Below are 19,437 nucleotides of genomic sequence, written 5' to 3'. Positions count from 1 at the left end.
CAGAAAGCCGCTTCCTTTCAAGGGGGCGGCTTTCTCACGAACACGTTCACATTTTGTCAACAAAGCTCGTATGTCAAGGAACGATATATCAGTTATAATTACTATAAGTGATCATTTCACAACATATAAAGTGAATAAATATTATATTTGGAAGGATACGGGTGAATTTGAATAACAAAATTAGAATATTAAAATGGCTGGCACTCGTAACATGTATTGTCATGTTTTTGGCTACCTTCGGTGGAGGTGTTGTGACGCGGACGGATTCGGGTCTGGGCTGTGGCCGGGAATTCCCGCTATGCAATGGTAAGCTGGTTCCGGCACATACGATCGCATCCCTTATTGAGTTCTCTCACCGCTCCGTCAGTGCCATGGCCGGGATTCTTTCTATCGCCTCATTTGTTGGCTTTTTGCTGTTTATGAAGCATCGAAAGGATTTACAGCTATTCTCGCTGCTCACGCTCTTGTTTGTGATCATACAAGGTGCAATGGGGGCGTTGGCTGTCATATTCTCCCAATCAGCTGCGGTCATGGGACTGCATTTTGGCTTTGCGCTTATCGCTTTTGCCAGTGCGACTATGATGACGCTGGGGGCCTGGCAGGAGCATGCGGACTCACGCCACACTCCGCGTCTGATTCCTGGGCCTGTCAGTCGGGGCTTTCGTAATTTTATATGGCTATCGACGATCTATACCTATATTGCTGTCTATTCAGGGGCGTTGCTTAGTCACTCGGTCATCCAGAAGGTTGTAAATATTGGAGGCTTCATATCTCCACTGTTGCTTCATCAGATTTCAGCCGGTCTGCTGTTCGTCATTATCTTGGCTGTGGGTCACTACGCATACCGTTATCACCCGAATCACCGGGACATCCGTATATTGGGTGTTGTATCGGTCTTGTTAATCCTGCTTCAAGTGGTGATTGGAATTATCTTGCTGTACGTCAACAGACCTGAAATCTACATGTTTATCGTGCTGGGGCATATGCTGGTGATTGCATCGTTGTTCTCCATCTTGGCTTATCTGAGCTATCGTGTATGGCAATTGTCACCGGATCGCAAGCTTGTTCCGACCCAAGCACAACGTACCTAAGCATTTCATAGATCATAGTGAAGCGGATTTTTTGCCCAAGTGGCGTTTAAACACGTATAATAGCATATAAGAAACAAACCAGGCCCACGAGTTTCTCGAGGGCTTGATTTGCTTAGGAGGAATCGTCCAGTTGATCTACCAGAATTTGCGCCAATTTATTGAAGCACTGCGTAAAGAAAATCATCTTAAAATTATAGAGGCACCTGTCGATCCTTACTTGGAGCTGGCTGAGATTCATCGAAGAGTCATTGAGGAAGAAGGGCCGGCACTGCTGTTCACGAATGTAAAAGGAACTCCGTTTCCTGTAGCCAGTAATCTGTTTGGCACGAATCGCCGTGTGGACATGGCTTTTGGCCCGCGCCCAGAGCAACTGATGGATGCGATTGTAGGAGCAACCAAAACATTGTTTCCACCTACACCCAAAGCATTGTGGAATGAACGTGGCCTGATTAAGGACATGCTAAAAGTAGGCCTAAAAACAGTATCTCATAGCGAGGCTCCTGTATTGGGAGTTCGCCGTACAGAGGCTCCGCTGGCACCACTGCCTAAAGTGACCAGTTGGCATGAGGATGGAGGACCGTTTATTACCCTTCCACTCGTGTATACCGAGAAGCCAGGTCAGCCCAAGGATCATAATCTGGGGATGTACCGCATTCAGATTTATGATGATCAGACGACGGGCATTCACTGGCAAATTCATAAAGGCGGCGGTTTCCATTATCATGAAGCGGAGCTGCGTAATGAGCCGTTGCCTACGACGATTATCATCGGTGGCCCGCCTGCTCTGATTGCGTCTGCCATTGCTCCAGCACCGGAAAACTTGCCTGAGCTGTTGCTGGCTTCGCTTATTATGGGAGGCAAGCTGCCCATGACAGAGGACCCGCTTGGGGGTCATCGGATTCCAGCAGAAGCAGAATTTGCAATCAGCGGTTATGTGCCACCTCATGAACGCCGTCCGGAAGGCCCGTTTGGCGATCATTTTGGATATTATTCATTACAGCATGATTTCCCTGTATTTCATGTCAAACATATGCATCACCGCAAGGATGCCATTTATCCGGCAACCATTGTAGGTAAGCCTCGGCAAGAAGACTACTACCTCGGTGAGTTTTTGCAACGTCTGCTGTCGCCTGCCTATCCGCTTGTGATGCCTTCCGTCAAGTCCCTGTGGGCGTATGCGGAAACGGGCGTACATGCGCTGGCAGCGGCAGTCGTACGTGAAAGCTACTCCCGTGAAGCGCTTGTATCCGGTTTTACCATTTTGGGTCAAGGTCAATTGTCATTGACCAAGTTCCTGATGCTGACAGATCGAGTCATTGATTTATCTGACTTTAACCTGCTGTTAGAAACCATTCTGGAGCGATTTAATCCAGCAAGGGATTTATTTATTTTCAATCACACGTCACACGATACACTCGATTACACAGGCCGCAAGCTGAATCATGGCAGTAAGGCGATCCTGATGGGAATAGGTGAGCCTGTACGTGAATTGCCTCGTGCTTATGAGGGAGGCGATCTGCCGGGAATTCGTGAAATTGAGCCCTATTGCGGAGGGTGCCTCGTTGTGTCCGGCTCTTCCTTTGAGCAGGAGCCTGAACTCGCTGCGCGTGTATTGGAGCGATTAGCTGCGGGTGAGCAAGAGTGGCCGCTCGTTTTCATTGTGGACGATGCCAAGGAAGTCGTTCGCTCTCAAGCCTCGTTCCTGTGGACGGTATTCACTCGCTTTAACCCGGCTACGGATATGTACGCGGACAGCGAAGTGCGTTTGCATCATCTGAACTATAAGCTGCCGATTGTAGTGGATGCGCGTATGAAGCCGGGGTATCCGGATGAGGTGTTACCGCGTGAGGATATTGTTAAGCTTGTAGATCAACGATGGACAAGTTATTTCGCTTGACGCCCTAATTAAACCTACAGCCGGATTTTATATTTATAAGGAGGCGTAAGCATGATACGCAAGCTACTGGGTGAGCCGCCGCGTGTGAACAAGGGCATCCTGCTAGATGCCATGAATAGCATGTCAGATATGTTGAACCTGCTGGAACGGCAAATTCAGGCTGGTGGAGATCCGACCCACGATTTTCGGAAGGCGGATATTTTGACACGCGGTCTAATGTCATCTCTGGATGAACTGGAGCAGAGCCATCATGCTGCCGCCTTTTTCCGTATGAAAGTGAAAGCCGGATATGCTGAAGATATGAGTGAGGATGAAAAATCCGACTATGCATTGTATGTTTTCTTTTATAAAGATGGGTTTGTGAGGGTATTTTCCATTTTGGATAAGCTGGGCAACTGGCTGAATGATCTGTATGATTTAAAAACAGGGCAGTATAAGGCGCATTATTCGTATTTTACCGTGTTGCGGCAACTCAAGTATCTCAAAATGCATCCTGTATTGACCGATAATTTAAATGATATCAAGGATACATACAACGATGCCATCAATCGGCTGCGTAAGCGGCGGAATACGGAGATACACTATATGAATACGGAAATGCAGGATGATCTCTGGCAACGACACCGAGCTTTGTATGGAAAAATCCAATTGGAGGACCTCGATCACCATTTGGAAGATTTGCAGCAGGGCTTGGAAATGGTGTGTCGGTCGTTGTCAATCGCCTTTACTTATACTGCGAAACAATGGGAGAACCGGGCAGTACGCCCAAAAATATGATAGAAAATATCCTTTGACAAAGCAATGTAAACTATCTATACTGAAACCTAGTTTCAGAAAAATGCTTGAATTATGTTTTTTTATATAAACTTAACGGACAGCTAAAGCTGGAGTTTAACATATTTTTCTTATCCAGAGAGGTGGAGGGACTGGCCCGATGAAGCCCGGCAACCCGTTCTTTCCCGGTGTAATACACTGGGAGGGAACATGATGGTGCTAATTCCTACAAAACCGCTAGAGTTATAGCGATTTTGGCAGATGAGAAAAGGATCGCAAGGTGGGGCCCTTTTCATTCTGTGAAAGGGGCTCTTTTTTGTATAAATAAATAGCGATTTTATACAATCCTGAGAGATGACAACTGGTAAAAAGGGTAAGGAAGAAGTGAAGGGGGTCGCAGCACGTTGATAGAGCTTAAGCAGTTAACCAAGCATTATGGCAAAGGCAACCGACGCGTTAATGCGCTGTCTGGGTTGAATCTTTCTATACAGCGTGGAGAAATATTCGGAGTGATTGGTCACTCCGGGGCAGGGAAAAGTACATTGATCCGCTGTATTAATTTATTGGAACGCCCTACTTCAGGTGAAGTATGGGTAGACGGGGTAAACCTCACTACTGTGAGTCAATCCCAGTTACAAATGCAGCGCCGAAAAATCGGAATGATTTTTCAGCATTTTAATTTGTTGTCTTCGGCGACGGTATATGACAATATTGCATTTCCGTTGCGGCTGGTAAACACGCCCAAGCAGAAGTTGGACAAGAAGGTTCGTGAACTGCTGGAACTGGTGGGTCTCGAAGAACACAGTGGAAAATATCCGTCACAGCTCTCAGGTGGACAGAAGCAACGGGTAGGAATTGCACGGGCGCTGGCTAGTGATCCTCATGTATTGCTGTGTGACGAAGCGACTTCGGCGCTTGATCCGCAGACGACGGGGTCTATCCTGAAATTGCTGCTGGATATTAATCAGCGTTTTAATTTAACCATCGTGTTGATTACACATGAAATGCATGTCATTCAAAGCATTTGTGATAAAGTTGGCGTCATTCATCAGGGCGACATCGTGGAGCAAGGTCCGGTGGCGGAAGTATTTTTGAAGCCGCAGCACCAGGTAACCAAGGACTTTATCCAGCGGGAGTCAGAACATCCCGAGGAGTTGCAAGCAGCGATTGCGGCAGCAGGTGAGGGCGAGTCGGCGCAGGTGGTACGTATCTCCTTCTTGGGCAGCAAAACATATGATGCGATTCTGTCGCGTACGGCTCGAAGCACTGGGGTTGATTTTGCGATCTTGCAGGGAACCATATCTACGATTAAAAATGTACCCTATGGTCAGCTAATCGTTCGTTTTGAAGGGAATCATGAGGATATAGAGCATACGCTGCGCGAAGTGTCTGGGCAAGGACTTGATGTGGAGGTGATCGGACAATGAGCGAACTTGATTTTTCACAAGTGAGTTGGGAAGAGCTAGGGAATTCTACGCTGGAAACCCTTCAGATGCTCGGTGCATCCGCATTGTTCACCCTCATTATTGGTTTGCCGCTCGGCATATTATTGTTTCTGGCGAGCCGCTCCTCGTTGACTCTGATGAAGGTGATATACATTGTATTATCATTCATCGTTAACATTTTACGTTCCGTGCCATTTATCATTTTGATTGTTGCACTTATTCCTTTTACACGATCGCTGGTAGGTACCTCGACCGGGGTGTTGGGAACCATCCCACCATTGGTTATCGGGGCTGCCCCATTCTTCGCACGTCTTGTCGAAACGTCTCTGCGTGAAGTGGACAAGGGTGTCATTGAAGCCGCACAAGCAATGGGGGCCTCGACAGGACAAATTATCCGGCGTGTGCTGTTACGTGAGGCACTTCCGGGACTGCTAGCCGCATTAACCATTACCGTCGTTACACTCGTATCCTACACGGCAATGTCCGGGATGATCGGGGGCGGTGGACTGGGTACACTGGCTATCAACTACGGCTATTATCGTTATGAAACGGCTGTAATGATCGTTGCGGTCGTGCTGATGGTCGTATTGGTTCAATTGCTGCAAATGGCGGGAGACCGTCTCGTGCGGCATTATACTCGAAAATAGGGAAAACATATAGATATCCTTATTGATCAGGACGTCTGCTCCTGAATATTACAAATTATTGGAGGGGTAATAACATGAAGAAATGGGTATTGGCTGTATTAAGCTTGACATTAATTGCGGTGCTGGCTGCTTGCGGCACAAAGAGCACAACATCGGATACAAACAATGCGGCCGAAAATACAGGCGGATCACCACGTGAAGTGGAGCTGAAAGTTGGAGCTTCTCCTGTGCCGCATGCGGAAATTTTGGAAGCAATCAAACCTCAGTTGGAAAAAGAAGGGGTTCGTCTCCAAGTCGTTCAGTTTAACGACTATGTACAGCCGAACGTTCAATTGTTTGACAAGCAGTTGGATGCTAACTTCTATCAACATGTACCTTACTTGGATGTGATGAACAAAGAGCGCAAAATGAATTTGGTTTCTGTGGGCGCGGTTCACCTGGAGCCTTTCGGCATCTACTCCCAAAAATATAAAAAGCTTGATGAACTCCCAGATGGCGCAACGGTAGCCATTCCGAACGATGCAACAAACGGAGGCCGTGCATTGTTGTTGTTGGAAAAACAAGGTCTGATCAAGCTGAAAGACGCAAGCAACATTGAAGCTACGGTAAAAGATATTACTGAAAACAAGAAAAACCTGAAATTCAAGGAGCTGGAAGCGGCTATGCTGCCACGTCAGTTGCCTGAAGTGGACATTGCGTTGATCAACACGAACTACGCTCTGGAAGCTAAGCTGAACCCGACGAAGGATGCACTGGCACTGGAAGATAAAGATTCTCCATATGCTAACGTTCTGGTAGCTCGTCCTGATAATAAAGATTCTGAAGCGATTCAGAAGCTGCTTAAAGCTTTGCAATCCCCAGAAACTAAAAAATTCATTGAAGATAAATACCAAGGCGCAATTATCCCGGCATTTTAAGTAGGGAACGAGAACACATTGCACGCAAACCCCAGATTCTCTTGAACAAGAGGACTGGGGTTTCTTTTGGATAGAGTTGTAGGGGAAGCTTAAATATTTTATACTTGGGGGTGACCGTTCTCTGTGAACAGGAGGAAAATTGTTGAGAGATAAAGTCGCATTCATAACGGGTAGTGCCAAAGGTTTAGGTAAAACGACCGCTCTGCGTCTGGCGAATGAAGGCTGTAATATTGCGCTGAATTATGTGCATAGCCAAGCAGAAGCCGAAGCGCTTAAGCGGGTGATTGAGTCTAAGGGAGTACGCTGCCTGTCTTTACAAGGGGATATCACTGTTCAGAAAGATATCACGAGGCTGATTGGTGAAGTCCAGGATCGGCTAGGCGGAGTCGATATTATGGTGAACAATGCTGGACCGTTCATCCGGGAACGCCGCCTGTTTGCGGATTACAGTGTAGCTGAGATTCATACCATGATACAAGGGAATCTGGTCGGTACCATGTTGCTGGACCATTTGGTATTGCCTCACATGCGTAGCCAGCAATGGGGACGTATTATTCATTTTGGCTTTGGTCATGCTGGAGAAGCGAGGGCTTGGCCGCATCGCGCCGTCTACGCAGCCGCCAAGGTGGGGCTGGTGTCTTTTACGAAGTCACTGGCTGTGGAGGAGGCTCCTTATGGCATCACGGTCAATATGATCTGTCCAGGGGATATTCGAGGAGCAAATAAGGAAATGTCAATCGCCGATGTCATCGGCATGCAGGATAAAGAGACACCGCGTGGGCGTCCGGGGAGCGGAGAGGACATTGCGCGAGTGATCGCCTATTTGTGTGAGGAGCATTCGGATTTTATAACAGGCAATATTATGGATGTATCGGGAGGATTGGACCCCATTCGGCCAACCATATAAGCTTGAGTGATCCCTCAGACGCTGTAACACAAAAAAGAGTCTTGAGCTTCGTTACCGAAGTCAAGACTCTCATGATCTTATGCATCAAGCATTAGAATACTTGTACCACTTCTTGGACGCCGTCGACTTCTTCGAGAAGAGCGCGTTCAATCCCTGCTTTCAGCGTGATTGTGGAACTTGGGCAACTGCCGCAAGCGCCTACCAGCTTCAGCTTAACGATGCCGTCTTCTACGTCAACCAGCTCAACGTCGCCGCCATCGCGTTGCAGGAACGGACGGAGCTTATCCAGTACATCTGCTACTTCATCATACATTTGAACGCTTTGTGTTTCGCTCATTAGAATTCAACTCCTTTCCTATACCTTTATTATTATATTACAAAGCGGGCCAAATTAAAATGCCCGTCATCCAAAGCAGGTGAAAAAATGTTAAGACCTATTATTGAGTTTTGCACCAGTAATATGCATTGGGGCACTGATGAAATCATGTCCAAGCTGGAACAGAATCCAGATTATGATGTGATTGAATACGGCTGCCTAAGCAATTGCGGTCAGTGTAACGCGGAACCCTATGCGATGGTCAATGGTGAGATTGTATCCGCAGATTCAGCAGAGCTTCTGTACGAAGTGATTATGAACAAAATTAAGGAAGCTGAAGCATGGGATAACCTAGACTTGGATTGAAATATAATGCTCTGTTAGCCCATACACGCAATATACAAAGAAGACCTGCTTTGGGAGCGGGTCTTCTTTGTTTGTTTAGCATGATCAGCCAAAATGGCGTTTGGACTTCCAGAGCACACCGCTTTTAAGCAGGCGTGGTACACGGCCGCGCAATGAAGTGCTGCCCATAAAGCCATAGCCGAACCCGGCCTTCTTGCCAAGTGCGCCTAATGTACCGCGCAGCTTTAAAGGATGCGGGTGAGGCGTTTGACCTTTCCATAGATCACGTACAATATGTGCGATTTGTTCCCCTTGCACCTCTGCTGCCTGAGCGCTTGGAGAGTAGGGAAGGCTCGCACAGTCTCCGACCACATATACCTCTGGATGATCTGGTATTTGGTAGTAATCGTTGAGCACGATACGACCCTGAGGGTCTTTAGGGACAGCTAAATCCTGCACGATTTTTACTGGCTGAATCCCGGCCGTCCATACCACTGCATCCGTTACAATTTGCTCGTCACGGTTATAAATAGCCCCCGGCTCAATACGAGAAACCGCAACATGGTTCAGGGCATTAACCTGATGCTCCTTGAACCAAGCATGTACATAGGCAGACAAACGTTGCGGGAATGCTGACAGCACCCGCTCGCCCCGATCCATAATGGTAATATTCAAATCCGTGCGGCTTTCACGTAACTCCGCTGCAATCTCAACACCGCTAAGACCGCCGCCTACAATATGGACATGTCCATATGGCTTGATTTCGTTCAAGCGCAGATAGGTTTGGCGGGTATGGTTAAACGACTGGATCGTACAGCTGTGTTCTTCAGCCCCCGGTGTATTGTGAAAGCGGTCGGTACAACCCAACGCAATGACAAGCTGATCATAGGGCAAGGGTTCACCGTCTTGAAAATGGACCATTTTATTCTCCAGATCCATCGAGGTGACCTCTCCGTATTTGCGAATAAGACGTTGCTCATCTGGAAAATGCACCCGCAAATCAAAATCAGAAACCGTACCTGCTGCGAGGGCATAGTACTCTGTTTTCAAGCCCTGAAAGGGCATTCGATCCACTAAAATAACTTGAACATCGTCGGGAATGTGTTTATCCAGCAATTCTTTGGCAATGGTAAGGCCGCCATAGCCGCCCCCCAGAATAACGAAATTTTTCATCAAAATCCGCCTTCCTTTCGCTACCGTGTCCCCGGCAAATGGTCTGGTGTCTCGTCGATCTAACACAAGTTTTTGTTGTTATAAAACCCGAGAATCGGGCCTGCCTGTGGCAGACAGACCAGCGTATTCCGGGGCAGCATGATGCTGCATGATGTGAGTAATGGGGATGATATGCTCGCGGGAAATCTGAATCCGATATTACATTTATTCGAAAACTTCGATTTCGTTATAGAAGGTGTCTCGTTCTACAGGTATGCGTCCTGCACCTTTGACCAGCCAGATCAGCTCTTTACGGGTCAATCCGGCAGGGGTCAACGCACCTGCGGCATGGCTGATCTGCTCGCGCACAATCGTGCCATGGACGTCTGATGCGCCAAAGGTGAGAGCGACCTGCGTCAATTGCGGGCCAATATTAATGAAGTAAGCTTTGACATGGTCGATATTGTCCAGCATCAGGCGGCTGATCGCAATGGTTTTGAGATCTTCGTAAGCGGAGTTACGACGCATAATGTTGGCGTTTTTGCTTTTCGGCTGCATGGACAGTGGAATAAATACCATAAATCCGTTCGTTTCGTCCTGCAATTCGCGAATTTGCAGCATATGTTCAATACGATCCTGATACGATTCGACCGAACCGTACAGCATAGTCGTATGAGTTTTCATGCCGAGATTGTGGGCCGTGCGATGTACTTCGAGATAGCGGTCCACGTTGGCTTTGGTAACACGCATCTTCTTGCGATATTCGTCGGACAAGATTTCTGCGCCACCACCAGTCAGGGATTGAAGTCCAGCCTTTTGCAGCTCCTCAAGCACTTCTTTAATACTCAAGCCGCTTATGCGTGTGAAAAAGTCAATTTCCGCTGCTGTGTAGGCTTTCAGTGTAACGTGGGGATATTTTTCATTCAGCGCCTTCAATGAGTCTACATAGTATTGGAAAGGCACATGATTATTATGACCACCGACGATATGAAATTCTCTTACCCCCGGATGGATGTGTTGCTCTACATAATCAATCATTTCCTGCCCGGACAACGTATAAGAGCCGTCCTCCCCCTGATCCTTGCGGAAATTGCAGAACGCGCAGCGCGCTTCGCATACATTGGTGAAGTACAGGCTCATGTTTTCGATAAAATAAACCTTTTTTCCGTTCTTGCGTAAATTAGCTTCGTTAGCCAACTGACCCAGTGTGAGGATATCGTCAGTTTCATACAAATATATACCATCTTCGAGGTTCAAACGAATCCCGTTCTGTACCTTTTCTACAATTTCCGCCATTCTGCGGTCTGTAAAAGGTGTAACTAATGTGGACATGCCTATTCCTCCTTCAAGTTGCTCTGTGCGAGGCTGTCCGCCAAATCAGCGGCACAAGCGCTTGATGCGCACAGGATGTCCCGTTCCGTCGGTAAAATCCGGCAGCGCGGATATACGATATGTGAAAAATGTTACAATGCCAGGCTACAATGATGAATATCTCAAAATATCGCCTTTGAAATGACAAATTTCCGACAGTTTCTTTTACACACTCTTCACCTATTATAAACCTCACACCACCGGTGTTCAATACAAACGAATAGAAAAACAGGTCTTGAAGCCTGTAAGGGAAGGACATTCCATGACTTGAGCACCTGCAAATAGTGGAGTATACTGAAGGAGAACATGAAGTAAAAGAGGAGGATGGAGCTATGATTAACATCACCGATTCCGCTGCTGAGCGTTTGAAGGATATGCTGGAGCAGCAGGAAACGCCGAATATGTTTTTACGTCTGGGTGTTACGCCAGGTGGATGTACCGGATTTTCGTATGCCATGGGCTTTGACGACAACGAGACGGATCAGGATATATATATGAACGTACAGGATATGAAGATTGTAGTGGAAAAGGAAAGCATCCGCTACCTGGACGGTCTGGAAATCGACTTTGAAGAGTCCGGTATGTCAGGCGGCTTCACGATTCATAACCCGAATGCCGTAGCTACATGCGGCTGCGGTTCAAGCTTCCGTACAGCTACAGATGCCGGGAAACCGAACGAAGAGCCTTGTTAAGGTAGTTTAAAAGGGTACAATGAAATGAATTGTCTGCAAACCTGCATGATGGGGTGTTAACAATTCGAAAATGTAAATCAAGACCTCCAGAACGGTATAGTCACGTACTATATTCGTCCTGGAGGTCTTTTTTAATATGTAGAGATTACTTACTTAGGATCATTATCACTACGTGTGGATTGGACAAATTTACTCAGGGCATTAAAAAAGGCAAATGCAACTGTAAAAAGCAAAAGAGCTACGGGTTTAATTTCAATCTTAGAAAAAACACTATATAAAACTAAAAATGCAAAAAAGAGTACTGAGCTATTTACGTTTTGTTTTGTATAAATAGATTTTATAAAATTCATTGTATCACTCTCCAATTTGATTATAAGAATTCAAAACATATAGTATAAGTACCTCATTAACAAAATAGAAGTTAACTTGGTATATATACCATATTGCGAATGTATTTAATGAACGACTTCTTATACATAAATTACAGTATTGCATACAAACATTCAGGACTTATCAAATAAAAAATTCACATTATTTTAATTAGAGTTTTACTTCACTAGAATTTCAGTATAGGAACTTACAATTTAAATTCTGAGGGAGTGAAAGAATATATGAGCAATCCAGTTAGTTTAAAAATGGCTACCATGACATATGGACTTGATGATGATCCTCATATGTATGAATTATTTGAGGGAGTTCTGTATGATCGTAGTTATTTCTTTTATCTTGAACATGGGATACTGTGTCTGCGACATGTAAGAAAGGTAGAACAACCGGACCATCCACATCTTTATGTGGATGGGGAAAGTGGGGGCCTCCAACTAGCGAAGAATGTACAGCGTGGGATTATGGAAGTCGTTACAGAACTGATCGAGCGTTTGCGTAGTAAGGATGGATTGACGTTTTTACTGGACGAACTGCTATGGCTACATGGTCGAAGTCATATTGAACTTAACCTCGTAAAAAATAAAGGATGATATATTTCTGTTGAGAAACTAGCTGATTTGTAACCTTCCTCCACGGAGTTGGCACTTAAGACTAAGAACACGAGAGAAAAGAGGCTAGGGATGTATGAAGGAGTGGGTTGAAAAGGCACGGCAGGGGGATGAAGAAGCGTTCGGGCAGCTAATGCTGCATTTTCGCGGGATGGCCTATGCGGTGTCCTATGACATGCTGAAGGATGTTCATCTCGCGGAAGATGCCGTGCAGGATGCGCTCATAGAAGCTTATCAGAATCTGGAGAAGCTGCAGAACGCGTCCGCTTTTCCAGGCTGGTTCAAGACCATTGTCGTAAGACAGTGCCAGCGAATGCTGCGGCGCAAGCATCATTCGATGCTTCCTCTGGATGAGGCTATGCAGATATCGGGAGGAGTACCGGGTGTAGCAGAAATTGCGGAGCGTAGGGAGGAGAGCCAAGTTCTGCAACAATCGGTGAAGGCACTGTCTGCCAAGCTGCGCGTGCCTCTGCGGCTGTTTTATTTTTACGGCTATTCTCTTCAGGAAATTTCCGATTATCTGGGCACTCCGGTCCCGACGCTTAAGAAGCGGTTGCACGATGCTCGCCGAAAGCTGAAAGGTACACTCCCGGTAGCTGATCTCGTTTCTGTGTTCAATCATTTGTATGAGGGAGGGCAAAACATGCTACATATTGTTAACGGTGATGTTGTAGGCGAGATGTTGAAGCAGGGTGTTGTACAGGGTGATGTGCTTGTATGGAGAGAGGTATATCCGGCAGGACCGATATTTTTAAATCCAGCGGGGGCGGAAGAACGGGCATTGCGGGCCAGGGTCCTAGAAGAATCGATGGGTATTCCGACCAGCGAATATATTACGGGTTGTGAGGAACAGGAGCAGAAACTTCGTGAGTTTATTAAGTATGATGAAGTCGTATTGTGGTTTGAGCATGACCTGTTTGATCAGAGCATGCTCGCCTATCTGCTCCACTGGTTCAAAAGACAGAAACTGGGCCGCACGAAGCTGAGCCTGCTCTGCATTGGGGAGTTTCCGGGAATCGAACGCTTTCATGGCTTGGGACAGCTCACTCCGGCACAGCTTCAGACATTATCCGGTACCTGGCGGACTATTGGGCGGCAAGAAATGGAACTCGGAAGCGAGCTTTGGCAGGCGTATGCTTCTCCTGATCCTGTACAAATGGCTAATCTGCTGGAAAACAAGAAGACAGAATTGGCAGCATCCGGCCTGACTTTTGCCTATGAAGCTTTCACAGCGCATCTCAAGCGGCTGCCCTCGGAGCAGAATGGTCTTGGCATTGTGGAACAGACCACGCTTCAGGCCGTTCATAATGAAGTGAATACGGCATTGGAATTGTTTCGTCAGGTAACTGACGTTCTGCATGTGCTTGGCATGGGTGATCTCGAATACTGGAAATTTATTCGTGCTTTGGCGCAAGGCGAACATCCTTTGCTGATCATTGACGGGATTGAGGCGGGCTTGGATTTCAGACAAATTCCGGATTTTCTGAACCGAAAGGTAATTCTGACAGAGTTGGGTAAAGAGGTACTGAATGGATCAGAGGACCGCATTGCAGTTCAAGGGATCGATGAGTGGTTTGGGGGGCTGCATCTCCATGGACATGAGGTTTCTTGGCGCTGGGATGATATAGCTGGAGGTTTGATCCGACATTGAAGGATAGCTATCATCAGTATATTCTCCTAATGTTAGGAACCGACATGGGCAGATGCGCATATACTTTCTAAAAACTAACATTAGGAGGAATAAACTTGTATCAAGTACCTTCTTACTGGGGAAATTCATACTATATGCGGGCCGATTTTGTACCGATCTGGAACACAGGATTTCCGAAAGCAGTACAAATGATAAAGGAAGCGGTACAAGGGGAGCGTAACGATGAGTTGTTCTACGATGAATTGATCAATTTGGCACCCTCACAAGAGCAGGTGGCTATTATTGAAGGCATTCGTAATGATGAGCGCGGTCACAATAAAATGTTCAGAGAGATGTATCGGGCTTTGACAGGACAGGAAATTGCAGGCATCAGTAGTGAGCAATATGAGAGGGTGCAATCTTATACAGAAGGTCTACAGCGCGCCTTGATGGGAGAGTTGGGTGCGGTGGAACGATATCGCAACATCTGGTTTGGTTTGCCTGCTGGTATCTATAAGGACACGGTGTATGGTATCATTTTGGATGAGCTTAAGCACGCTGCCAAATACAATTATCTGATTACGTTGAATCTCAGGTAACTATTGACCGAAAGTCAATACTACTCCACATCAATTGGATGCTGGATTTTATCCTTATATTCATCCACATAGAGTTGGCCGTTGCTGCCTTTAACGGCATAGAATACGTCCTCTAACTTTTTGTCGCGGGCCTTCAGTTGAGACAGCAGCCATGATTCGGGAATATGATTGGAGTTTAAATTGCCATGCAAAAGCTGTCCGTCGATTACAAGCTCAATTGGGAACTGTGTGGCATTACCTGCATTCAACTGCAGGTCTTTTAATGTCACGGCTTGCAGTTCCTTTTTCTTTTGAACAGATAGTTTTCCGTTAATCTCAAGGAGGGCGTACTGCACTTCTTCTATATTAAAAATTTCTTTCTGGCGAAGTTGTTGGTTTAAAGAATCCAATGTCATATTATTTTTTTTTAGGTTATCTTCGAGAATGAACCCTCCTTCTATGAGAACGGTGGGTGCTCCCTCTGTCCACATCTTAAAGTTTCTGAATTTCAAAAAAAACTTGGATAAAACATAAGAAGTAATTGTAAAAACAGACAGGGCTATTAATAGGTGGACAACTTCTATTTTTTGGTTAAATGCAAAATTAGCAGCCATAGCTCCTAATATAACTGCCGTTACGAATTCGTGAAAGTTCATATTGGAAAGGGTTTGCTTCCCCAATATTCTCCCAATTAGCATGAGGATAACGAATGCAGAAGAACTTCTGATCAAAATAACGAGATGATCCATGCAAAACCCTCCTAGTTTGAAAATTGCAGGTATTCAGCATATAGGTTACCCGCTGGGATGGGATAATATACCAGTGTAATTAATGCATTATATGTGATGTATAAGCTTATAGGTTAGAAATTTAGCTATTTGGTCGAATGATTTGATTTCTCTGCATATGAATAGACCTCCTTATGTTCATAATCCAATGCTTCTACTGCTTCATATCCGTAAACAGCTCCTGCGCAGTACGCACAAATAACTGTACAGCCAGAGAAGCATTGTGCAGGGATGGTACAGCGATACCGATTTGACGTGTGATCAGAGGTGAAGTCTCCTTGACGGTCAGATCATGGGGGAACGTGGACAAGGCGAGTGAAGAAACAATGCCCATACCCAGTCCTTGTCGAACCATGCTGACCAAGGTGCTGACATTGTGAGTAATGAATTGTGCCTGCAACTGACTTTGTTCGCGTTCAAAACCTTCCATAATGGCGACCTCATGTCCACCTTTACAAAAGATCATATCCTGCTCATTCAAGTCACGGATGGCAATTTTATTGTGCGATTGTAGAGGGTGACCGTCTGGCAGGAGAATAACCATGTCATCCTGACATAATGGGATGATATCTACCTGAGGGTCTGGTAACAGGATGATACCGACTTCGATTTCTCTGGTATGCACCCACTCCTTGACTTCATTCGTGGAGCCTTCATGTAGATCGAAAACAAGGTTCGGATAATGCTGACGAATATGATGAATAATCGGGGGCAGAAAATAGGCTGAGGCAGAAGGAAAGGCACCGATCGTGATCGTGCCCACGTCTAGACCTTTTTCAGCAGCCACCTGCTGCTGTACCTTTTCCATGCTTTGCAGCATCATACGGAATTGCAGCAGTACCTTGTGCCCGATATTTGTCAGCAGCACTCCTTTTTTTCGGTCGCGCAGCAATAGCTGGACACCCAGCTCGTTTTCGATGCTGGCGATGGCATGGCTGACCGCGGGCTGCGTCATATGCAGCTCATGGGCAGTTTGGGTGAAGTTTAGCGTTTCAGCTACACGAACGAAGATCATAATCTGAGTAATGGTCATAAGTGAAAAGTTATCTCCCTTATTGAAAACATTCATTTTATTTATTAGTGACCACAGTATACGCTAGTAAAGCAAAACTTTGCAAACGGCTATTCAGATTTTAGTCGGTAGCAATGAGCGATGAAAAATCTAAGGGAGAGAAGACATCTATGAAAAAATTAACACCTAAAGCTACGCTGTGGCTTGTCTTGATATTAGTGATGGTATGGGGGATCAACTGGCCGTTGACCAAGCTGGCTTTGCCAGATACGCCGCCGATATTTTTTTCAGGAATCCGTACCCTGCTGGGTGGTGTGATTCTGCTATTGTTCGCTATGCGTCACCGGGAAACCTTGCGTTTTAGACAGAATGCGTGGACTTATCTTGTGCTGTCCATATTTAATATTGCAGGCTATTATGGCTTGCAGACGGTAGGGCTGCGTTATTTGCCTGCTGGGTTATTTTCCACTTTAGTATTCCTTCAGCCAATCCTGTTGGGATTATTCTCTTGGATGTGGTTGGGGGAGCGCATGTTTCCCCTGAAGGTGATTGGACTGGTACTAGGTTTTGGCGGGGTGATCGTGATTAGCTCTGGTGGGATGGCAGGGCATTTGTCGGTACTGGGCATTGTGTTGGGGCTAGCTTCAGGATTGTGCTGGGCGCTCGGAACAATTTATATGAAGAAAAAAAGCCAGCAACTGGACTCCATTTGGGCGGTGACGGTGCAGCTCGTATTGGGAGGGATTATACTCAATGGGATTGGATTTACGACCGAGAAATGGAGCGATATTCACTGGACAACCTCCTTTATCGCAATTCTGTTGTTTATTTCGATATTCGTGATTGCGATGGGCTGGATGATTTATTTTAAACTGATCGACAATGGAGATGCAGGAACCGTCGGCTCATATACGTTTATGATTCCGGTGTTGTCCACAGTCTTTAGTATGGTAATGCTCAAGGAATCGCTTACTTTGACGTTTGTTATGGGGCTGGTGCTGATTGCAGGCAGTGTGTATCTGGTAAATACAGCATCTCCTGGAAAACGAAAAAACCGAAACTCCAGGGCTGATGAAACGAATTCCTGTACAAATGCATAGAAATAAGGAATTAGGAAAAATATACTAGATTATCAGAGGAGGGAATAGTAAAATATGACTATATAAGTAGAGAGGAAGTTTGGTATGGGAGAATTAAGCAGTCATGCTCAGTCTGTGGAGCCGCAAGCACATTCTGTTCGTAAGCTCGCAGTTGTAGCAACAGTCATTTCAGGAGTAGCTGTACTAGGATGTATAGCCTTGGCGGTGTGGAATTATAATCTGAATACGAAGGTCAATACTTTAACTAGTGCGAACGCTTCACTAAATAAAACAACACAAGCGTTAACGAAGCAACACAACGATACAGAGGCGCTACTGGGACGAGTTAGATTAACAGCTAACCTGTCAGCCATAACGCATATGTTAGAGCAGACATCTGTCGTTACCGATGATTTTGTATTGGAAAAAGTGACTTTTGATGTAACAGAGGATGGCACGTTGAAGGGTGTGCTACTGAATGTGAACAATCAACCTAATCTTGGTTTTGGCGGTGCTTATCAAGGTTATGGTAAATATAATATGTCCTCAGCTGTATTGACGAAGAAGGCGGAGGAAGTCATAAACATAGCTATGAAAGAGTACGGTACATCTGACAAGCTTCCGGTATGGGATAAGAATACGAGGGTGGAAATGACGGTTCAAAATTATCCGCTTGGGAAGCGGGAAGGCGGCACTTTTAAACTCACCGGTCAGCAGTAGGAGGAACCTAATGTATTGATTTTTATGATTTTTTTTACGCAAGGTTTTGTAGAGGGTCTGAGAGAAGGGTATAATGAGCATTATTAGGTCAGGGAGGTAACAGCATTGAGCGTCATTATTTCACAGCAGATCTCGGCAACGGGCGTGAAGGAATATACGAAGGTGATGAAAACATTTGATTCTCCGTTTACACCTTTAGTTGGACAGAAGATCAGGGACACGGCATTTGGCGATATGCAATATTACGATGTCGAGGACGTATTTATTGATCTAGCGGAGAATGAATATTGGGTTATTCTACCTGCCGTTTTGCTGCACTCTGATGATATTGAGGATATACGAGACGCTGTGCGTGAGTATCGTTCACATGGTTGGGAATGTACGAAACCTCTGTAAATGCATACCACTTAGGCATCTATACGGAAACGTCTTTCTTTTGCGAGATAGGCGTTTTTTTGTGTATTTGTGTAGGGGATATTCCTAATGATTGGCATGAAAAGAAAGAATTTATGCTGAAAATGCGCAAATTTTATCATTTTTTATCATAAAACGACAAGTTGGGAAATGAAAACGGCCTTAATGTGTTATACTTAGTATATCAAAGGACAAGAGTCTAAAACGACCGGTAAGGCCCTTTCTTTGAAGAGCCTCTGAAAGGTTCAACGTTTATCCAAAATAAATGGTCAAAAGGAAAAGGGGAAATGCTAACGTGAGAGTGAATTTGAAATTTACCAACAAAGGGCAAGTTGCAGTTGAGAAGTTCAACAATGAGGAGCTTATCGAAATCTTTACCCGCTACATTAAAACGTTAAGCAAGAAGTATGATATCTCGGTTACCGTACCGGAGGATCTGAATGAGCAGATCTTGGAAGAGGGTACCGTGAAGGTCGTGTTGGATAAGATTAATTGTGACATGGACGCTTTTTTCAAGGAGCTGAGCCGGGATATCAAGGTGCCGCTGGTCAAAAGATTGGGTACCAAACTGGATAACGTATTTAAGACCGAGGTTGTGGAGCAGGAACAGAACTAAGAATAAGGATCAAGCGAGTCCGAATGTGGATTCGCCATATGAAATGATAAA

General features: G+C 45.6%; 22 protein-coding genes and 1 riboswitch. Of the genes, 16 read left to right on the top strand and 6 right to left on the bottom strand.

What is annotated here, in order from left to right; genetic code table 11:
* The first annotated feature begins 161 nt into the window (after positions 1–161).
* The 7 genes from MKY16_RS19975 (at position 162) to MKY16_RS19945 (ending at position 7,678) form a co-directional block, all read left to right on the top strand.
* Entirely contained in the window at positions 162–1,091 is a 930-nt protein-coding gene (locus MKY16_RS19975) for a COX15/CtaA family protein (protein ID WP_029518217.1), read from the top strand.
* 130 nt (positions 1,092–1,221) lie between these two features.
* Positions 1,222–2,988: a UbiD family decarboxylase gene (locus MKY16_RS19970; RefSeq protein WP_208332629.1), complete on the top strand. Its 1,767-nt coding sequence runs from the start codon at positions 1,222–1,224 to the stop codon at positions 2,986–2,988.
* Between the two features lie 51 nt (positions 2,989–3,039).
* Positions 3,040–3,765, top strand: a complete 726-nt coding sequence (locus tag MKY16_RS19965) for a Cthe_2314 family HEPN domain-containing protein (protein ID WP_069012609.1) — start codon at positions 3,040–3,042, stop codon at positions 3,763–3,765.
* Positions 3,766–3,890: 125 nt separating this feature from the next.
* Positions 3,891–4,030: riboswitch (SAM riboswitch) on the top strand.
* A gap of 136 nt (positions 4,031–4,166) precedes the next feature.
* Positions 4,167–5,189 (top strand): methionine ABC transporter ATP-binding protein, encoded by a 1,023-nt coding sequence (locus MKY16_RS19960; RefSeq protein ID WP_340956763.1) that lies wholly within the window; start codon positions 4,167–4,169, stop codon positions 5,187–5,189.
* Positions 5,186–5,854: a methionine ABC transporter permease gene (locus MKY16_RS19955; RefSeq protein WP_025723588.1), complete on the top strand. Its 669-nt coding sequence runs from the start codon at positions 5,186–5,188 to the stop codon at positions 5,852–5,854. Before MKY16_RS19960 ends, MKY16_RS19955 begins: the two co-directional genes overlap by 4 nt.
* A gap of 74 nt (positions 5,855–5,928) precedes the next feature.
* Positions 5,929–6,771, top strand: a complete 843-nt coding sequence (locus MKY16_RS19950) for a MetQ/NlpA family ABC transporter substrate-binding protein (protein ID WP_039272704.1) — start codon at positions 5,929–5,931, stop codon at positions 6,769–6,771.
* Between the two features lie 142 nt (positions 6,772–6,913).
* Entirely contained in the window at positions 6,914–7,678 is a 765-nt protein-coding gene (locus MKY16_RS19945) for an SDR family oxidoreductase (RefSeq protein ID WP_029518222.1), read from the top strand.
* A 91-nt stretch (positions 7,679–7,769) separates the two neighbouring features.
* Here the strand turns inward: MKY16_RS19945 and MKY16_RS19940 are convergent, their stop codons facing one another.
* Positions 7,770–8,015: a NifU family protein gene (locus tag MKY16_RS19940; protein WP_013311836.1), complete on the bottom strand. Its 246-nt coding sequence runs from the start codon at positions 8,013–8,015 to the stop codon at positions 7,770–7,772.
* A gap of 87 nt (positions 8,016–8,102) precedes the next feature.
* On the opposite strand from MKY16_RS19940, the gene MKY16_RS19935 reads away from it, so the two are divergent.
* The gene (locus MKY16_RS19935; protein ID WP_023990179.1) at positions 8,103–8,360 is read left to right on the top strand and encodes a YuzB family protein; all 258 of its coding nucleotides are present in this window, start codon (positions 8,103–8,105) and stop codon (positions 8,358–8,360) included.
* Between the two features lie 84 nt (positions 8,361–8,444).
* Here the strand turns inward: MKY16_RS19935 and MKY16_RS19930 are convergent, their stop codons facing one another.
* Entirely contained in the window at positions 8,445–9,512 is a 1,068-nt protein-coding gene (locus MKY16_RS19930) for an NAD(P)/FAD-dependent oxidoreductase (RefSeq protein WP_029518224.1), read from the bottom strand.
* A 204-nt stretch (positions 9,513–9,716) separates the two neighbouring features.
* Positions 9,717–10,823, bottom strand: coding sequence for an aminofutalosine synthase MqnE (gene mqnE, locus MKY16_RS19925; protein WP_029518225.1), 1,107 nt, complete (start codon positions 10,821–10,823; stop codon positions 9,717–9,719).
* Positions 10,824–11,194: 371 nt separating this feature from the next.
* On the opposite strand from mqnE, the gene MKY16_RS19920 reads away from it, so the two are divergent.
* Positions 11,195–11,554 (top strand): HesB/IscA family protein, encoded by a 360-nt coding sequence (locus MKY16_RS19920; RefSeq protein WP_013311832.1) that lies wholly within the window; start codon positions 11,195–11,197, stop codon positions 11,552–11,554.
* Positions 11,555–11,703: 149 nt separating this feature from the next.
* Here MKY16_RS19920 and MKY16_RS19915 read toward each other — a convergent pair whose 3' ends face one another.
* Entirely contained in the window at positions 11,704–11,904 is a 201-nt protein-coding gene (locus tag MKY16_RS19915; protein WP_029518226.1) for a hypothetical protein, read from the bottom strand.
* A gap of 261 nt (positions 11,905–12,165) precedes the next feature.
* Between MKY16_RS19915 and MKY16_RS19910 the strand changes: the two genes are divergently transcribed.
* From MKY16_RS19910 to MKY16_RS19900, 3 genes are all read left to right on the top strand, one after another.
* Positions 12,166–12,531, top strand: a complete 366-nt coding sequence (locus MKY16_RS19910) for a hypothetical protein (RefSeq protein WP_165148504.1) — start codon at positions 12,166–12,168, stop codon at positions 12,529–12,531.
* A gap of 94 nt (positions 12,532–12,625) precedes the next feature.
* The gene (locus MKY16_RS19905) at positions 12,626–14,200 is read left to right on the top strand and encodes a sigma-70 family RNA polymerase sigma factor (RefSeq protein ID WP_340956762.1); all 1,575 of its coding nucleotides are present in this window, start codon (positions 12,626–12,628) and stop codon (positions 14,198–14,200) included.
* Between the two features lie 134 nt (positions 14,201–14,334).
* On the top strand, positions 14,335–14,778 hold the full coding sequence (locus MKY16_RS19900; protein WP_445744873.1) for a ferritin-like domain-containing protein: 444 nt from the start codon (positions 14,335–14,337) through the stop codon (positions 14,776–14,778).
* A 20-nt stretch (positions 14,779–14,798) separates the two neighbouring features.
* On the opposite strand, the gene MKY16_RS19895 is transcribed toward MKY16_RS19900, so the two are convergent.
* Together MKY16_RS19895 and MKY16_RS19890 are read right to left on the bottom strand one after the other, a co-directional pair.
* Positions 14,799–15,506 (bottom strand): DUF421 domain-containing protein, encoded by a 708-nt coding sequence (locus MKY16_RS19895; protein WP_340956760.1) that lies wholly within the window; start codon positions 15,504–15,506, stop codon positions 14,799–14,801.
* A gap of 193 nt (positions 15,507–15,699) precedes the next feature.
* Entirely contained in the window at positions 15,700–16,578 is an 879-nt protein-coding gene (locus MKY16_RS19890; protein ID WP_029518230.1) for a LysR family transcriptional regulator, read from the bottom strand.
* A 149-nt stretch (positions 16,579–16,727) separates the two neighbouring features.
* On the opposite strand from MKY16_RS19890, the gene MKY16_RS19885 reads away from it, so the two are divergent.
* The 4 genes from MKY16_RS19885 (at position 16,728) to MKY16_RS19870 (ending at position 19,386) form a co-directional block, all read left to right on the top strand.
* The gene (locus MKY16_RS19885; RefSeq protein WP_340956758.1) at positions 16,728–17,657 is read left to right on the top strand and encodes a DMT family transporter; all 930 of its coding nucleotides are present in this window, start codon (positions 16,728–16,730) and stop codon (positions 17,655–17,657) included.
* Positions 17,658–17,741: 84 nt separating this feature from the next.
* Entirely contained in the window at positions 17,742–18,356 is a 615-nt protein-coding gene (locus MKY16_RS19880) for a hypothetical protein (protein ID WP_039272697.1), read from the top strand.
* Between the two features lie 105 nt (positions 18,357–18,461).
* Positions 18,462–18,752, top strand: coding sequence for a hypothetical protein (locus MKY16_RS19875; protein ID WP_029518233.1), 291 nt, complete (start codon positions 18,462–18,464; stop codon positions 18,750–18,752).
* A 313-nt stretch (positions 18,753–19,065) separates the two neighbouring features.
* A complete protein-coding gene (locus tag MKY16_RS19870; RefSeq protein ID WP_023990165.1) occupies positions 19,066–19,386 on the top strand; it encodes a hypothetical protein in 321 nt (106 codons plus the stop codon).
* The last annotated feature ends 51 nt before the right edge of the window (positions 19,387–19,437 follow it).

Source organism: Paenibacillus sp. FSL L8-0641 (assembly GCF_038006265.1).
In the GTDB taxonomy this organism is placed as follows: domain Bacteria; phylum Bacillota; class Bacilli; order Paenibacillales; family Paenibacillaceae; genus Paenibacillus; species Paenibacillus polymyxa_D.
The sequence above is the reverse complement of the archived record's forward strand: the minus strand, read 5'-3'. Positions and strand labels throughout refer to the sequence as shown.

What these genes read in the sequence shown, in the direction of transcription:
- MKY16_RS19965 (WP_069012609.1), top strand. Translation starts at nt 3,040, where the DNA reads ATGATACGCAAGCTACTGGGTGAGCCGCCGCGTGTGAACAAGGGCATC.
- MKY16_RS19955 (WP_025723588.1), top strand. Translation starts at nt 5,186, where the DNA reads ATGAGCGAACTTGATTTTTCACAAGTGAGTTGGGAAGAGCTAGGGAAT.
- MKY16_RS19950 (WP_039272704.1), top strand. Translation starts at nt 5,929, where the DNA reads ATGAAGAAATGGGTATTGGCTGTATTAAGCTTGACATTAATTGCGGTG.
- MKY16_RS19940 (WP_013311836.1), bottom strand. Translation starts at nt 8,015, where the DNA reads ATGAGCGAAACACAAAGCGTTCAAATGTATGATGAAGTAGCAGATGTA.
- MKY16_RS19935 (WP_023990179.1), top strand. Translation starts at nt 8,103, where the DNA reads ATGTTAAGACCTATTATTGAGTTTTGCACCAGTAATATGCATTGGGGC.
- MKY16_RS19930 (WP_029518224.1), bottom strand. Translation starts at nt 9,512, where the DNA reads ATGAAAAATTTCGTTATTCTGGGGGGCGGCTATGGCGGCCTTACCATT.
- mqnE (WP_029518225.1), bottom strand. Translation starts at nt 10,823, where the DNA reads ATGTCCACATTAGTTACACCTTTTACAGACCGCAGAATGGCGGAAATT.
- MKY16_RS19920 (WP_013311832.1), top strand. Translation starts at nt 11,195, where the DNA reads ATGATTAACATCACCGATTCCGCTGCTGAGCGTTTGAAGGATATGCTG.
- MKY16_RS19915 (WP_029518226.1), bottom strand. Translation starts at nt 11,904, where the DNA reads ATGAATTTTATAAAATCTATTTATACAAAACAAAACGTAAATAGCTCA.
- MKY16_RS19910 (WP_165148504.1), top strand. Translation starts at nt 12,166, where the DNA reads ATGAGCAATCCAGTTAGTTTAAAAATGGCTACCATGACATATGGACTT.
- MKY16_RS19905 (WP_340956762.1), top strand. Translation starts at nt 12,626, where the DNA reads ATGAAGGAGTGGGTTGAAAAGGCACGGCAGGGGGATGAAGAAGCGTTC.
- MKY16_RS19900 (WP_445744873.1), top strand. Translation starts at nt 14,335, where the DNA reads ATGCGGGCCGATTTTGTACCGATCTGGAACACAGGATTTCCGAAAGCA.
- MKY16_RS19895 (WP_340956760.1), bottom strand. Translation starts at nt 15,506, where the DNA reads ATGGATCATCTCGTTATTTTGATCAGAAGTTCTTCTGCATTCGTTATC.
- MKY16_RS19890 (WP_029518230.1), bottom strand. Translation starts at nt 16,578, where the DNA reads ATGACCATTACTCAGATTATGATCTTCGTTCGTGTAGCTGAAACGCTA.
- MKY16_RS19885 (WP_340956758.1), top strand. Translation starts at nt 16,728, where the DNA reads ATGAAAAAATTAACACCTAAAGCTACGCTGTGGCTTGTCTTGATATTA.
- MKY16_RS19880 (WP_039272697.1), top strand. Translation starts at nt 17,742, where the DNA reads ATGGGAGAATTAAGCAGTCATGCTCAGTCTGTGGAGCCGCAAGCACAT.